At 67.4% G+C, this 15,158-nt stretch carries 13 protein-coding genes; 6 read left to right on the top strand and 7 right to left on the bottom strand.

Annotated features, from left to right (window positions below):
• Positions 1–48: 48 nt before the first annotated feature.
• A complete protein-coding gene (locus ACK3BB_RS01155) occupies positions 49–327 on the bottom strand; it encodes a YrhK family protein (RefSeq protein ID WP_428926895.1) in 279 nt (92 codons plus the stop codon).
• 388 nt (positions 328–715) lie between these two features.
• Entirely contained in the window at positions 716–1,798 is a 1,083-nt protein-coding gene (locus tag ACK3BB_RS01150; protein ID WP_428926894.1) for an AI-2E family transporter, read from the bottom strand.
• 217 nt (positions 1,799–2,015) lie between these two features.
• Between ACK3BB_RS01150 and ACK3BB_RS01145 the strand changes: the two genes are divergently transcribed.
• Together ACK3BB_RS01145 and ACK3BB_RS01140 are read left to right on the top strand one after the other, a co-directional pair.
• Positions 2,016–3,398, top strand: a complete 1,383-nt coding sequence (locus tag ACK3BB_RS01145; protein WP_428926893.1) for an aspartate aminotransferase family protein — start codon at positions 2,016–2,018, stop codon at positions 3,396–3,398.
• 227 nt (positions 3,399–3,625) lie between these two features.
• Positions 3,626–4,696, top strand: a complete 1,071-nt coding sequence (locus ACK3BB_RS01140) for a PLP-dependent cysteine synthase family protein (protein WP_428926892.1) — start codon at positions 3,626–3,628, stop codon at positions 4,694–4,696.
• Positions 4,697–4,775: 79 nt separating this feature from the next.
• Here ACK3BB_RS01140 and ACK3BB_RS01135 read toward each other — a convergent pair whose 3' ends face one another.
• The 5 genes from ACK3BB_RS01135 to ACK3BB_RS01115 all read right to left on the bottom strand — a co-directional run bounded on the left by ACK3BB_RS01135 (position 4,776) and on the right by ACK3BB_RS01115 (position 10,988).
• A complete protein-coding gene (locus ACK3BB_RS01135) occupies positions 4,776–5,540 on the bottom strand; it encodes a FadR/GntR family transcriptional regulator (protein WP_428926891.1) in 765 nt (254 codons plus the stop codon).
• Complete coding sequence (locus ACK3BB_RS01130; protein ID WP_428926890.1) at positions 5,509–6,468, bottom strand: ABC transporter ATP-binding protein; 960 nt, start codon at positions 6,466–6,468, stop codon at positions 5,509–5,511. The genes ACK3BB_RS01135 and ACK3BB_RS01130 overlap by 32 nt, the downstream gene beginning before the upstream one ends.
• Positions 6,465–8,333, bottom strand: coding sequence for a dipeptide/oligopeptide/nickel ABC transporter permease/ATP-binding protein (locus ACK3BB_RS01125; protein ID WP_428926889.1), 1,869 nt, complete (start codon positions 8,331–8,333; stop codon positions 6,465–6,467). The genes ACK3BB_RS01130 and ACK3BB_RS01125 overlap by 4 nt, the downstream gene beginning before the upstream one ends.
• Entirely contained in the window at positions 8,330–9,277 is a 948-nt protein-coding gene (locus ACK3BB_RS01120; protein ID WP_428926888.1) for an ABC transporter permease, read from the bottom strand. Before ACK3BB_RS01120 ends, ACK3BB_RS01125 begins: the two co-directional genes overlap by 4 nt.
• A 133-nt stretch (positions 9,278–9,410) precedes the next feature.
• On the bottom strand, positions 9,411–10,988 hold the full coding sequence (locus ACK3BB_RS01115) for an ABC transporter substrate-binding protein (protein ID WP_428926887.1): 1,578 nt from the start codon (positions 10,986–10,988) through the stop codon (positions 9,411–9,413).
• A 102-nt stretch (positions 10,989–11,090) separates the two neighbouring features.
• Between ACK3BB_RS01115 and ACK3BB_RS01110 the strand changes: the two genes are divergently transcribed.
• The 4 genes from ACK3BB_RS01110 to ACK3BB_RS01095 all read left to right on the top strand — a co-directional run bounded on the left by ACK3BB_RS01110 (position 11,091) and on the right by ACK3BB_RS01095 (position 14,957).
• On the top strand, positions 11,091–11,756 hold the full coding sequence (locus ACK3BB_RS01110; protein WP_428926886.1) for a DUF1028 domain-containing protein: 666 nt from the start codon (positions 11,091–11,093) through the stop codon (positions 11,754–11,756).
• Between the two features lie 252 nt (positions 11,757–12,008).
• Positions 12,009–12,230: a YgaP family membrane protein gene (locus tag ACK3BB_RS01105; RefSeq protein ID WP_428926885.1), complete on the top strand. Its 222-nt coding sequence runs from the start codon at positions 12,009–12,011 to the stop codon at positions 12,228–12,230.
• A gap of 21 nt (positions 12,231–12,251) precedes the next feature.
• Positions 12,252–13,136 (top strand): MBL fold metallo-hydrolase, encoded by an 885-nt coding sequence (locus tag ACK3BB_RS01100; RefSeq protein ID WP_428926884.1) that lies wholly within the window; start codon positions 12,252–12,254, stop codon positions 13,134–13,136.
• 72 nt (positions 13,137–13,208) lie between these two features.
• Complete coding sequence (locus tag ACK3BB_RS01095; protein WP_428926883.1) at positions 13,209–14,957, top strand: SulP family inorganic anion transporter; 1,749 nt, start codon at positions 13,209–13,211, stop codon at positions 14,955–14,957.
• The last annotated feature ends 201 nt before the right edge of the window (positions 14,958–15,158 follow it).

The raw sequence follows: 15,158 nt of genomic DNA, 5'->3' as shown, positions 1-15,158 counted from the left end.
GCTTGGTACCAGCTGCCGCGCCGCGCTTGGTGGGTATCCGGCGGGGGCTCAGCTGCGGAACCGCTTGGCCAGGTCCTCGGCATCGCCCAAGGCGGCCAGTTTCAGTTCGCGCACCAGCCGCAGCGCGGGCTTGGCGGCGAAGAAGAACGATCCGACGATGAAACACCAGGTGCCCGGGGTCATCCAGTCGTCGGACAGGAACATGAACGAGCCGATGATGAACAGCGTGGCCGCGGCGAAATCGATGACCGTGTAGAAGATCTCGAACAGGGCATAGAGCCGGCGCTGGTCGTGGCTGCCCTGGCGGTGGTCGGTCTGGAAGAGCATGTGGTGAAATCCCTGTCTGGCTGGTCCCCCTGCAGGCGCCCGGGGGCCGGCGGATCGGTGCGGGGCCTGTCGTGATGTGTCGCGCGCCGGTCAGGCCGGGCGCGCGGGGCCTGGGCGTCAGGGTCGGCGCTGGGGCGGTCGGGGTCAAGCGATGCGGCCGGGGTTGGGCAGTAGCGATGTGACCGGGGGGCCGGGGCCGGCGGTGGTGGCAAGCGAGTTGGGCCGCGGTCCGGGGCCGGCGATGGGGCGGGGACAAGGGGCCGGCGCGGCGGCATTGGGGGCGCCGGTGTCAGGCCATGGGGCCGGTGCCGGGCCGGGATCTGCCGGGCCGCGCGATTGGTCGGGGCCAATCACGCCGCCCGCGACGCGCCCGGAGGGCAAGACGCTCTCAGGGCAGGCGGGTGTCGTGAGGCTCTGTCAGATCGGGCGTGTCGATCCGGTCGGCCAGCAGGACGGCAACGAAGCGGGTCGAGGCAAAGGCCCCCAGGACGATGGTGATCATGGCCGTCATCGGCACCGCCAGGATCGCTCCGGGCACGCCCCACAGCGCGCTCCAGACCGACAGGGCGACCAGCACCACGAAGGGCGACAGGTTCATCTGCCGGCCGATCATCCGCGGCTCCAGCCAGTTGCCCACGGTGACCTGGGCGGTGATCAGGAAGGCGGCCAGACCGGCGGTGTGCCACAGCGACCCGGTCTGGGCCAGCGACAGGGCAACGGGAAAGGCCACGGCCAGCAGCGAGCCGACATAGGGGATATAGTTCAGCAAGGCGATGACAATGGCCCAGAAAAAGGCGAAATCGGCCCCGAAGACCAGCAGGATGACCAGGCAGATCGCGCCCAGGATGATGTTGATCAGGGTCTTGACCGTCAGGTATTCGCCGATCTGCCGGTTGATATGGGCCACGATGGTCTTGGTCCGCTCGGCCGTTTCGCCATCGGTGAAGGCCGCCGAGATCTTGGCGGCAAAGCCTTCGCGTTCGGCCATCAGGAACCCGGCATAGACCACGATCAGGAAGATCGACATGCCGACGATGGTGAAGCTGCCCAGCACCGACAGGATCGTTGCCCGCAGGTTCAGCTGGCCGAAGGTCACGGCCACGGCATCGGTGAAAATCTCGCGGGTGTCGACATCGAACCGGGTTTCCACCCGGCCCAGCAGGTCCTCGATGTTCTGCTGGTAGATCGGGGCCACGGCGGCAATGTCGCGCACGGTGGCCGCGACGACCACGGCAAAGACATAGACAACTGCCGCGAAAACGGTCAGCACGCAGATCCGCAGCACGGGCGTGGGCATGTGTCGCAGCAGGGGCAGGCCCTTGAGCGCATCGGTGGCCGAGACCATGAGATAGACCGAGATCACCGAGGTCACGATGGGCACCAGGATCGACCGGCCGACGACCAGGAAATAGCCGACGACCAGCACCAGGATCAGCGACAGGACGAGATTGAGTAGGGGTGCGTCCTTCATCGGCGCCTCTCTTGCGGTCTTGCCCCGGTCTGGCATGCCCGGCCTGCCACCGCAATCACCTGGGGCGGGCAAAGACAGGCTTTGCATGGCGGCATTCCACCGGCTGCTGTCGCTTCACCCATTGCCGCTGCCCTGCCGATCCCGGCATAGTCGCAGCGAATCGGCCCCGCGCCCCCATGCGCCCGGCCGCCAAGTCACTCAGCCGGAGGTCCGTCCCATGAACCGCATCCCCAATTCGCTCCACGCATCGGACATCGCGCACAGCATGCATCCCTACACGAACATGCGCGCCCATGAAGAGCAGGGGCCGATGATCATCACCAAGGGCGACGGCATCCACGTCTACGACAGCGAAGGCAAGGAATACATCGAGGCCATGGCCGGGCTGTGGTCGGTGGCCGTGGGCTTTTCGGAAGACCGCATCGCCAAGGCGGCCTACGAGCAGATGCTCGAACTGCCCTATTACCATTCCTTCGCCCACAAGGCCCATGCGCCGTCGATCCGGCTGGCCGAAAAGCTGGTCGAAATGACGCCCGAAGGGCTGAACCGGGTGTTCTTCACCAATTCCGGGTCCGAGGCCAATGACACCGTGATCAAGATGATCTGGTTCATGAACAACGCCCTGGGCCGGCCCGAAAAGAAGAAGTTCCTGGCCCGCAACAAGGCCTATCACGGCATCACCATCGCCAGCGGGTCGCTGACCGGCCTGCCGGGCAACCACAAGGATTTCGACCTGCCGGCCATCCCGGTCGTCCACCTGACCTGCCCGCATTACTGGAAATGGGCCGAAGAGGGCGAGACCGAGGCCGCGTTCACCGCGCGCCTGCTGAAGGAAGCCGAGGACACGATCCTGGCCGAGGGTCCCGAGACGATCGCCGGTTTCATCGGTGAGCCGGTCATGGGCGCCGGCGGCGTGATGACCCCGCCCGAAGGCTATTGGCCGGGCATTGCCGCGCTCTGCGAGAAATACGACATCCTGCTGATCTCGGACGAGGTGATCAACGGGTTCGGCCGGCTGGGTACGCCCTTCGGCTGCCAGAAATACGGTTTCACCCCCGACATCCTGGTGACCTCGAAACAGCTGACCTCGTCCTACATGCCGCTGGCTGCCATCCTGGTGAACGACAAGGTCTACAACCCGATCGCCGACAATACCGAAAAGCTGGGCACCTTCGGCCATGGTTTCACCGGGTCGGGCCATCCCGTGGCCTGCGCCGCCGGGCTGGAGAACCTGGCGATCATCGAGGAAAAGGACCTGATGGGCAACGCCGCCCGGATGGAAGCGCCCTTCCAGGCCATGGTGCAGAGCTTTGCCGATCACCCGCTGGTCGGCGAGGTGCGCGGCACCGGGCTGATGGCCGGGCTGGAACTGGTGGCCGACAAGGCGTCCAAGACGGGCTTTTCGCCGGTGGGCAAGGTGGCGGCCGCGGTGGCCAAGGCCGCGCAGGACAACGGGCTGATCTGCCGCTCGGTCTACGAGACCGTCGCGCTCTGCCCGCCGCTGATCCTGACCGAGGCCGATATCGAGCGCATCGGCCAGCGCCTGGCCGTGGCGCTGGATGCCGGGCTCGACTGGGCCAAGGCCGAAGGGTTCCTGTGACCCCTGCGCACTGACCGCACCATTCGGACCGGGCCGGAATTTTCGAAAATTCCGGCCCGTTTCCTTTGAAGGAAACGGTGTCGCGCCCCGCGCCGCCTCGCCGGAACAGCGGCCGCGCTTTGCCCCGTTTCGCGCCGCTGGCGTCCTTTTTCGCCCGCCCCCCGCGCAAAATCCTGCTGGAATGGCTAGGTTTGTCCCAGTGGACAATATCCCAGGGGGACCAGACCATGACCGACCGGACACCGGGGCGCACGCCCGGCCTTTACGGCTCCATCCTCGACACCGTGGGCGGCACGCCCGTGGTGCGCATCAACAACCTGGCGCCCGAGGGCGTCGAGATCTACGTCAAGGCCGAGTTCTTCAACCCCGCGGCCTCGGTCAAGGACCGGCTGGCCCTGTCGATCATCGAATCCGCCGAGGCATCGGGCGCGCTGAAACCCGGTCAGACCGTCGTCGAGGCGACCAGCGGCAACACGGGCATCGGCCTGGCCATGGTCTGCGCCCAGAAGGGCTATCCGCTGGTCATCACCATGGCCGAGAGCTTTTCCGTCGAACGCCGCCGGCTGATGCGCATGCTGGGGGCCAAGGTGGTGCTGACGCCCAAGGCCCAGAAGGGCTTTGGCATGTACCAGAAGGCCCGGGAGCTGGCCGAGAAGAACGGCTGGTTCCTGGCCAGCCAGTTCGAGACCAAGGCCAATGCCGACATCCACGAGGCCACGACCGGCCCCGAGATCGTGGCCGATTTCAAGGGCAAGGCGCTGGATTACTTCGTCACCGGCTACGGCACCGGCGGCACGGTGACCGGCGTGGCCCGCGTGCTGCGCCGCGAGCGGCCCGACACGCGGATCGTCCTGACCGAGCCGGCCAATGCCGCGCTGGTCCAGTCGGGCATCGCCCAGGACCGGGACGCGGGCAACAGCCCGGCGGTCAGCCATTCGGCCTTTGAACCCCATCCGATCCAGGGCTGGACCCCGGATTTCATTCCCTTCGTCCTGCAGGAAGCCATCGACAAGGCCTATTACGACGACCTGCTGCCCATCGCCGGAGCCGAGGGCATGGACTGGGCGCGCAAGCTGGCCCGGTCCGAAGGCATCCTGACCGGCGTGTCGGGCGGGTCGACCTTTGGCGTGGCGATGAAACTGGCCGAAACCGCGGCCCCGGGCACGGTGATCCTGGCCATGTTGCCCGATACCGGCGAACGCTACATGTCGACGCCGCTCTTCGAGGCCATCCCCGAAGGCATGGACGACGAGGAAACCGCGATCTCGCAATCGACGCCGGGCTACCAGATGGGCTGAAACGCCGGCCGGGAGGACCAGGGGCCAGACGGCGGCCAACGAGAACCGGCGGGCGCGTGCAACGCACCGCCCCCGGGGCTCATTCGTCGATGAACCGCCGGGCCATCTCGACCTCCTGGTCGCGCATCAGCCGCCAGGCGGTGTCCATGTGGGCCTTCATCACCGCCCGGGCGGCGCCCTTGTCGCCCGCGCGCAGGGCCATGACCAGCCGGGCCTGGTAATCGCGGCCCTTGGCCCAGAGCTCGCGGTTGATCGGTTCGTAGAGCTTGCGATGCACGGTCAGGTCGGTCAGCAGGGCGACCATGAAATCGATGATGAAGGACAGCAGCGAATTGTCGGCCTGCTCGGCCAGGATCGCGTGGAACCGCAGCGAGGCCACGTGCTGGGCGCGTTCCTCGTCCAGCGTGCGGGCCGGCGCGTCATATTGCGTGATGTTCTCTTCCAGCGCCTGCAACACCTCTTCGGGCAGCCGGCCGGCCAGCGTGGCGGCCAGTTCCGGTTCCAGCGCCCGGCGCAGCTGGTAGATGTCGCCGATCGTCAGGTCCTTGAAGTAGAAGTAATTTCCCAGCAGCGCCCGGGCCCGGCCCCGGCTGACCTCGTGCACGAAGGACCCGCCCCCCGGGCCGGTCCGCGTCTTGATCAGGCCCTGCGCCTCGAGGATGCGCATGGCCTCGCGGATGGTGCCCTTGGCCATGGAAAACCGGGCCATCAGCTCGGTCTCGCCGGGCAGCCTGTCGCCGGGCATCAGGCCCTGTTCGACAACCCAGTCCTTGATCTCTTCGGCCACCCGGGCCGGTCGGCTCAGCCGTGGTTCAGTCTTCGAGCGGGTGGTGGCAGGCGGCAAGCTGGTCGTCTCCCATGCGGGTCAGGGCCGGGTCGTCCGTCCGGCAGATCTCGGTGGCGCGCGGGCAGCGCCCGGCAAAGGCACAGCCCGGCGGCGGGTTCAGCGGGTCGGGCAGTTCGGTGCCCTTCTGCTCGGGCGCGGTCAGCGGCCGGCCGACGACGGGCGCGCTGTCGGCCAGCAACTTGGTATAGGGGTGGCGCGGGGCGTTGAAAATCTGTTCCGCCCGGCCGATCTCGACGACGGCGCCGAAATACAACACCACCACCCGGTCGCTGACCGCCTCGACCACGGCCAGGTCGTGGCTGATGAACAGGTAGGTCAGGCCGAAATCGCGGCGCAGGTCGGCCAGCAGGTTCAGCACCTGGGCCTGGACCGACACGTCCAGCGCCGAGACCGGCTCGTCCAGCACGATGATCTCGGGCGCGGCGGCCAGGGCCCGGGCGATGCCGATCCGCTGGGCCTGGCCGCCCGAGAATTCATGTGGGTAGCGATCCAGGAATTCCTCGCGCAGGTTCACCGAAGCAAAGATCTCGGCGATGCGCCGGTCGCGGTCGGCCCGGCCCATGCCGTGCAGCCGGCGCAGGGGGGCGTCCATGATCTGGCGGATGGTCTTGCGCGGGTTGAGCGAGGAAATCGGGTCCTGGAAGACATATTGGATCAGCTTGCCGAAGGCCGCCGGATCGCCGAGGTCGGGCTTGTCTCCGGCGATCTCGATATGGCCGGTCGAAGGCGTCAGCAGCCCGACCAGCATCCGCGCCAGGGTGGATTTGCCACAGCCGGATTCCCCCACGATGCCAAGGGTTTCGCCCTTGGGTACCTCAAAGCTCATCGGGCGGACGGCGCGCACGCCCGGCGGCGCGGGCCGGAACAGCGGCTTGGCCAGCGGAAAGGTCTTCGACAGGTCGGTGACCTTGAGGGCAAGGGTCATGCGACGGCCTCCTCGGGATGGATGCAGCGCACGGCCCGTGTCCCGCCCGACAGGGGGATGTCACCGCGCTGGCAGTCGGTCGTGGCCCGGGCACAGCGCGGGGCAAAGGCACAGCCCTCGGGCAGGTTGTCGACCACCGGGGGCAGGCCGGGAATGGCCTCAAGCCGGCGCCGTCCGCCGCCCAGCTCGGGCACGCAGGCGATCAGGCGCTTGGTATAGGGATGGGCGGGGGCGGCCAGCACGGTGCCCGTCGGCCCCTGTTCGACGATCCGGCCAGCATACATCACGGCCACCCGGTCGCACAGCTGGGCCACGACGCCGAAATCATGGGTGATGAAGACAATGGCCAGCCCGCGCTCGCGGCGCAGCTCGTCCAGCAGGGCCAGGATCTGGGCCTGCACGGTGACATCCAGCGCGGTGGTCGGCTCGTCGGCGATGATCACCTCGGGGTCGTTGACCATGGCCATGGCAATGCCCACCCGCTGGCGCATGCCACCCGACATTTCGTGGGGATAGGCGTCAAGCCGGCTTTGCGGGTTGGGGATGCGAACGGCCTCGAACAGCTCCAGCGCCCGGGCCCGGGCCGCCGTCCGCGACACCCGGTGGTGGGCCTGGATCGCCTCGATCATCTGGTCGCCGACCCGGTAGAGCGGGTGCAGCGTGGCCAGCGGATCCTGGAAGATATAGGCCACCTTGTCGCCGCGCTTGCGCCGCAGGCTGTCATAGGACGCGCCCAGCAGGTCCTCGCCGCCGAATTTCACCGCCCCGCCGGTGATCACCCCGGGCGGCGAGGCGACAAGGCCCATGACCGACAGCGCCGTGACCGACTTGCCCGACCCGCTCTCGCCGATCACGCCCAGGCATTCGCCGGGCTCGACGTGCAGGGACACGCCGCTGACGGCGCGGTAGACCCGGGCGCCGACGTGGAACTGGGTCTGCAGGTCCTGCAGGTCCAGCACGCCTTTCTGCGGAGCCTCGGGCGGCGGGGTGGGGCGGTCGACCCGGGTGGTGGCCCGCGGCCGGCTGAGCGCGCCGGATTTCAGCCGCGGATCAAGCGCATCGCGCACGCCGTCGCCCAGCAGGTTCACGCTCATGACGATGAGAAAGATCATGATGCCCGGCACGATCGAGGTATGCGGGGCGGTGATCAGGGCCGCGCGGGCTTCGCCCAGCATCGAGCCCAGGTCGGCCTGGGGCGGCTGCGATCCCAGGCCCAGGAAGGACAGGCCGGCGGTTTCCAGGATCATCCAGCCGACGGTCGTCGACATGGCGATGACGATGACCGGCAGCACGTTGGGCAGCACTTCGGTCAGGATGATGCGGCCATGGCCCTTGCCGGCCAGCCGCGCGGCATCGACGAATTCGCGCCCGGCCAGGGACACGGTGATGCCCCGGATGTTGCGGGCGAAGAAGGGGATGTTGACGGCCGCCACGGCGATCAGCGCGTTGAGCAGCCCGGGGCCGAGGGCGGCGACGATGGCCAGGGCCAGCAGGATGTAGGGAAAGGCCATCAGCATGTCGACGCCACGCATGATCAGGTTGTCGGTGCGCCCGCCGAAATAGCCGGCGACGATGCCGATGGCCGAACCGACGGTCGCCGCGACAAAGGCCGCGGCGATGCCCACGGCCAGTGACAGCCGCGTGCCCCACATCAGCCGCGACAGCAGGTCCCGGCCGAGGTGATCGGTGCCCAGGAGGTGGCCTTCGGAAAAGGGCCGCAGGAACCGGTCGGCCGTGTTGGTGACATTGGGCTCGGGCAAGGGCAGGAGCGGCGTGAGGATGGCGAGCAGCAGGATGATCGCGATGACCACGGCGCCCATGGCGGCCAGCCGGTTGCGGAACAGCAGCTTGAGAAAGGCGCTCATGTCTTGATCCTCGGGTCGAGCAGGCTTTGCGCCACGTCCACGGCGATGTTGAACAGGACATAACAGCCGGCGACAAAGACCACCCCGCCCTGCACCAGCAGGATGTCGCGTTTCAGGATCGCATCGACCAGCATCCGGCCGATGCCGGGCCATTGGAAGACCATCTCGATATAGACCGCGCCCGACAGGACAAAGCCGGCCTGGATGCCCAGCACGGGGATGATCGACACCATCGCCGCGCGCAGGGCATGGCCATAGATCACCCGGCGTTCCGGCACGCCCTTGGCCCGGGCCGTGCGGATGTAATCCTGGCGCAGCACTTCGAGCATGGCCGACCGCGACAGCCGGGCGACAACACCGGTGGCCACGGCGGCGAGCGCCAGGGCCGGCATGACCAGGTGCCGGAGCAGGTCGGGCAGGTCGCCGCCGCCATAGATGGCGTACATGCCCGAGACGGGCAGCCAGCGCAGTTTCACGGCGAAGACCAGGATCATCATCATGCCCAGGAAGAAGCTGGGCACCGAAATGCCGATGAGCACGGTGAAGGTGATGGCCTTGTCGGCCAGGCCATATTGCCGCGCCGCGGACACGACGCCGGCCAGGATGCCCAGCAGCGAACACAGCACAAAGGACACGCCGGCCAGGATCAGCGTGGCCGAGAACCGTTCGAGGATCTCGTCGAGCACCGGGCGGTTGAGGCTGAAGGAGCGGCCGAAATCGCCCTGGACCATGTTGCCCAGCCAGATGAAATACCGCTGGACCAGGGGCTTATCCAGGCCCAGGTCGCGGTTGAGCTTTTCGACATTGTCCGGCGTGGCATAGGACCCAAGGATCGCCGTGGCCGGATCGCCGGGGATCATTGCCATGATCAGGAAGACGATGATCGTGATGCCAAGCAGCACCGGAATGGCCGAGACCAGCCGCTTGAGGATGTATGTGCCCATCTGCCTTCAAACCTCCGCTGGGCCCCTTGCCGGACCGTGCCGTTTGAAAGACTTTTCAGGAAAAGTCTTTGCAAAACTTTCGGGGAAAGTTTTGTCCTGCGGGCCGGAATTCGGTGTCCGGCCCGCAGAGGGATCAGTTCTTCACGACCGACGACAGCTGCAGCAGGAAGGACGGTTCGAGCTGAAAGTTCTCCACCCGGTCGCTGGTCACCGCGTTCTGCTTCCAGTTGGCGACAAAGACCCAGGGCGCGTCGTCCTGAACGATCTTCTGCATCTGCTGGTAAAGCTCGGCGCGCTTGGCCTGGTCGGTGGCCGTGCGGGCCTCTTCCAGCAGGGCGTCGACCTCGGGGTTGGAATAATAGCCCGAGTTGAACCCGCCCTTGTCCGGCCAGGCATCGGTGCGCAGGGCGAGATAGGGCAGGGTGTCGGGATCGTTGGTCATCCAGGCCATCTCGGCCATGTCGGCCTTGCCTTCCAGCCCGGGGTTCACCTCGCCCAGGAAGGTGTTCCATTCATAGGTCTCGATGCTGACATCCAGCCCGACGGCCGCCAGGTCGGCCTGGATCGCCGTGCCCATGGCAATCGGGTCCAGCATGCCCGATCCGCCCTCGGTGACATAGAAGGTCAGCTCGGCGCCCTCGGCCCCGGCCTCGGCCAGCAGCGCCTTGGCCTTTTCGGGGTCATAGGGATAGGGATCGAGGCTTTCGTCGTAGGCCCAGGCAAAGGCCGGCGGGGTCGGGCCGGCGGCCACGTCGGCGGTGCCTTCCAGCACGTCGTTGACGATGGCCTCCTTGTTGATCGCGTAATTGGCCGCCTGGCGGACGCGCTTGTCGGCAAAGGGCCCTTCCTTGGCGTTCAGGATCAGGAACCAGACATGCGGCCCGGCCTGTTCGACGATGTCGAACCCGCCGCCCTGGAACTGGCTCAGCGCGGTGGGCGGCACTTCGACCATCATGTCGATGCCCCCGGCCAGCATCTCGGCCACGCGGGTGTTGGCATCGGTGATCGGCCGGAAGACCACGGCATCGGTGCCGGCGGGCTCGCCCCAGTAATCGGCGTTCTTCTCGATGACCACGGCCTCGTTCGACCGCCATTCGGCGAATTTGAACGGCCCGGTGCCAACCGGGCTGCGCCCGAAATCGGCGCCGCCGGCCTCGACCGCGGCAGGCGAGACAAGCAGGCCGGTGGGATAGGCCAGGTTGGACAGGAACGGCGCATAGGGCGCGTTCAGGGTGAACTTCACGGTCAGATCGTCGATGACCTCGGTGGTTTCGACCGACGAGAAGAAGAAGGCCAGGGGGAACGGCCCGGTGTCGTGGAACGGGTGGGCCTCGTCCAGCATGCGGTCAAAGTTGAACTTGACGGCCTCGGCATTGAACGGCGTGCCGTCGTGAAAGGTAACGCCCTCGCGCAGGGCGAAGGTGTATTCGGTGCCATCCTCGGAGATCTCCCAGGACGTGGCCAGCTGGGGTTCGACCTCCAGCGTGCCGGGCTTGTAGCGCACCAGGCCCTCGTAGAGGTTCACCAGGATGCGGAAATCGTTGACGGCCGTCACGGCGGCCGGGTCCAGCGACTTGGGCTCGGCGATCTGGCCGACGATCAGCACGCCGGGCGGGGTCTGGGCCAGGGCCGGGGCAGACAGGCTGCCCAGGGCCAGAAGCGAGGTCGCGGCGGCCAGCATGGTCCGGCGCGTCAGGGTCAAAAGGCTCATGGTTGGCTCCCGATTGGACATTTGTTTGAGTCGAATTTATCGTGATAAATAGAACGGGTCAATTTTTCATGATAATTTGGCCGCCACCAGACGGGATGACCGATGACTTTTTCACTTCTTGCCCAGGATCCGGACACCGGCGCATTGGGAGGCGTGGCCGCGACGGGGTCGCTCTGCGTCGGCGGATGGGTGCTGCGCGGGCGGCTGGGAGCGGGAATGTCGGCCAGCCAGGGCGCGGCACCATCGACCTTCTGGGGCGAGGACGTGCTCGATGCCATGGGCTCGGGACTGGATGCGGGCACGGCGGTCACCCGGGTGACCGGGGCGGATACCGGGCGCGACTGGCGCCAGCTGTCGGCGCTTGATGCCACGGGGCGGGCGGCGGCCTTTACCGGCGCCCGGAACACGCCCGAGATGCACAGCCGCACCTTCGCCGGCGGCGTGGCAGCCGGCAACATGCTGGCCAGTGCGTCGGTGGTCGATACCCTGGCCGAGGCCTATCTCGCCGCGCCCGGCAGTTTCGAGACCCGCCTGCTGGCCGCCCTGCGCGCGGCGGATGCCGCCGGCAGCGACATGCGCGGGCTGTTCTCCGCCGCGCTTCTGGTCCTGCGCCCCGACCGGGCACCACTGACCCTGCGTATCGATTACAACGAAACAGATCCGATCGGCGCGCTGGGCGCCCTGCTGGACCGGGCGACCTCGGGGGAATACGGCGCCTGGTTCGGCCAGGTGCCCAACCCGCGGGACCCCATGCGCATTCTCGACTGACCGGCCCTTGCCGGAATGCGCGCAAACGGTGGGGACATGGCCGGATATTTGGAAAGAGAAAGAAGCAGCAGGTCGGCGCGCTGTCCCGGCCACACGCGGGCGTCCTGCTTCTTTCTCTTCAAAAATATCCCGGTGCCAGGCCGCCATCCCGCCCAGGTGGTGGAAAAGGGGCGCCCTTGGTGACCAAGTCACCGTCACCGTGGGGGCCGTCATGGCAGTAACCTTTCAGAAACCGTTCTGAAGGACATTGCCATGCCCGACATCTGGACCCGCAACATGGGACAAATCGACCGTCTTCTCCGCATCGCGCTTGCCCTGGTGCTGCTCTGGCTGGCCTTTGGCGCCGATCTGGCCTGGCCGGGCGTTCTGCGCTGGATTGCCGCCGGCGTGGCGGGCATCTTCCTCGTGACATCGCTGATCGGCTCCTGTCCGCTCTACACCCTTCTGGGGTTCAGAACCTGTCGGACCCGCTGACCATCCCGGAGTGACCAGACCATGACCCATAACGTCAACCTCGACATCCATCCCGACGTCCAGCCGTTCTTTGACCCGGCGACCAACACGATTTCCTACGTGGTCAAGGATCCGGCCTCGGATGCCTGCGCCATCGTCGATTCGGTGATGGACATCGATTATGCCGCCGGGCGCATCAGCCACGATCATGCCGACCAGCTGATCGACCACGTGCGCGGGCGCGGCCTGACCCTGGAGTGGCTGATCGAAACCCATGTCCATGCCGATCACCTCTCGGCCGCGCCCTATATCCAGGCCCGGCTGGGCGGCAAGCTGGGCATCGGCCGCCAGATCACCACCGTTCAGGACACGTTCGGCAAGGTCTTCAACGAAGGCACCGAATTCCAGCGCGACGGCAGCCAGTTCGACCGGCTCTTCGACGACGGCGACACCTACATGGTCGGAGAGATGGAATGCCGGGCGATCCACACTCCCGGCCATACCCCGGCCTGCATGACCCATGTCATGGGCGATGCGGCCTTTGTCGGCGACACGCTGTTCATGCCCGATGGCGGTTCGGCCCGGGCGGATTTCCCCGGGGGCGATGCCGGCCAGCTCTACGATTCGATCCAGAAGGTCCTGGCCCTGCCCGATCAGACCCGGCTGTTCATGTGCCACGATTACGGGCCCGGCGGCCGCGAGATCCAGTGGGAAACCACCGTGGCCGAGGAAAAGGCCCACAACATCCACGTCGGCCGGGGCAAGACCCGCGAGGAATTCGTGCGCTTCCGCACCGAGCGCGATGCCCAGCTGGACATGCCCCGGCTGATCATCCCCTCGCTGCAGGTCAACATGCGCGGGGGCGATCTGCCGCCCGCCGACGAGGACGGCAAGCGCTTTCTGAAGGTGCCGATCAACGGGCTCTGATCCCGCCCGCCGGACCGGGGGCGCCTGCCGCCGCCGGTCCCTTCGCCCGACCTGCAAGACCTTCGGGGCCCCATGACCAACCCACTACGCCGCTACCTGCCCGTTCTCGACTGGGGCCGGAGCTATGACCGGACCACTCTGACCAGCGACCTGGTCGCCGCCGTGATCGTCACGATCATGCTCATCCCGCAATCGCTGGCCTATGCCCTGCTGGCCGGGCTGCCGCCCGAGGCGGGGATCTATGCCTCAATCCTGCCGATCATCCTCTACGCGATCTTCGGCACCAGCCGGGCGCTGGCCGTCGGGCCGGTGGCCGTGGTCTCGCTGATGACGGCCACGGCGATCGGCGAGATCGCCCAGGCCGGCACGATGGGCTATGCCGCCGCGGCCCTGACCCTGGCCTTTCTGTCGGGCCTCTTCCTGGTGGCCCTGGGCGTGTTCCGCCTGGGGTTCCTGGCCAATTTCCTCAGCCACCCGGTGATCGCCGGGTTCATCACCGCATCGGGCATCCTGATCGCGACGAGCCAGCTCAAGCACATCCTGGGCATCCCGGCCGGCGGTCATACGCTGATCGAGATGCTGGCCTCGCTGGCCCGCCACCTGCCCCAGGCACATGCGGTCACGCTGGTCATCGGCGTGGCGGCCACGGCCTTCCTGTTCTGGGTGCGCAGGGGGCTGAAGCCTGCCCTGATCCGGGCCGGCCTGGCCCCACGGGCGGCCGACGTGGCCCAGAAGGCCGGGCCGGTCGCGGCGGTGGTGCTGACCACGCTGGCGGTCTGGCTGCTGGGCCTGCAGGACCGGGGCGTGGCCATCGTCGGCACGGTGCCCCGGGCGCTGCCGCCGTTGACCATGCCGCCGCTGGGTGCGGACACGATCCGGGCGCTGGTCGTGCCGGCGATCCTGATCTCGGTCATCGGCTTCGTCGAATCCATTTCGGTGGCCCAGACACTGGCGGCAAAACGGCGCCAGAAGATCGACCCCGACCAGGAACTGATCGGCCTGGGCGCGGCCAATCTCGGGGCGGCCTTCACCGGGGGCTACCCGGTGACCGGCGGGTTCTCGCGGTCGGTCGTCAATTTCGATGCCGGGGCGGAAACCCCGGCGGCCGGGGCCTTCACGGCCCTGGGCCTGGCCCTGGCGGCGGTGGCGCTGACCCCGCTGATCCATTTCCTGCCCAAGGCCACCCTGGCCGCGACGATCATCGTGGCCGTGCTGGGGCTGGTGGATTTCGGCATCCTGCGCAAGACCTGGGCGTTCAACCGGGCCGATTTCGCGGCGGTGGCCGTGACGATCCTGCTGACGCTGGGCGCGGGGGTCGAGGCGGGGGTTTCGGCCGGGGTGATCATCTCGCTCTTCCTGCACCTGCGCAAGACCGCCCGGCCCCACGTGGCCGAGGTCGGGCTGGTGCCCGGCACCCAGCATTTCCGCAATATCCACCGCCATTGCGTGCGGACCGATCCGTCCCTGGTGACGCTGCGCGTGGACGAGAGCCTCTATTTCGTGAATGCGCGGTTCCTCGAGGACCTGGTGCTGGAGCGCATCGCCAATTGCCCGCAGATCCGCAACGTGGTGCTGATGTGCTCGGCGGTGAACGAGGTGGATTACTCGGCGCTGGAAAGCCTCGAAGCGCTGAACCACCGGCTGCAGGAACTGGGCATCGGGCTGCACCTGTCCGAGGTCAAGGGCCCGGTGACGGACCGGCTGCGCAAGTCGGCCTTCCTGGACCAGCTGAACGGCCGGGTGTTCCTGTCGCAATTCGATGCCTGGAAAGACCTGGTCGGCGGGGCCGACGCGCCAGGGCATCAAGCCGCCGGCCTGTGACGGGCCGGGCATGGGGGCGCTGCCCCCGTCCTCCGTTGGAGGACTCCCCCGGGAATACTTGAGAAGAGAAAGAAGCAGCAGGTCGGCGCGCCGTCCTGTCCGCGCGCGGGTGTCCTGCTTCTTTCTCTTTCCAAATATCCGGCCGTCCAGTCGGCCACCCCGCGGTGATCCCGGGCAAGGGCGCCGGACCGGGGTGTTGCC

This window comes from Marinibacterium sp. SX1 (genome assembly GCF_050389775.1).
Lineage (GTDB): Bacteria > Pseudomonadota > Alphaproteobacteria > Rhodobacterales > Rhodobacteraceae > Marinibacterium.
The sequence above is the reverse complement of the archived record's forward strand: the minus strand, read 5'-3'. Positions and strand labels throughout refer to the sequence as shown.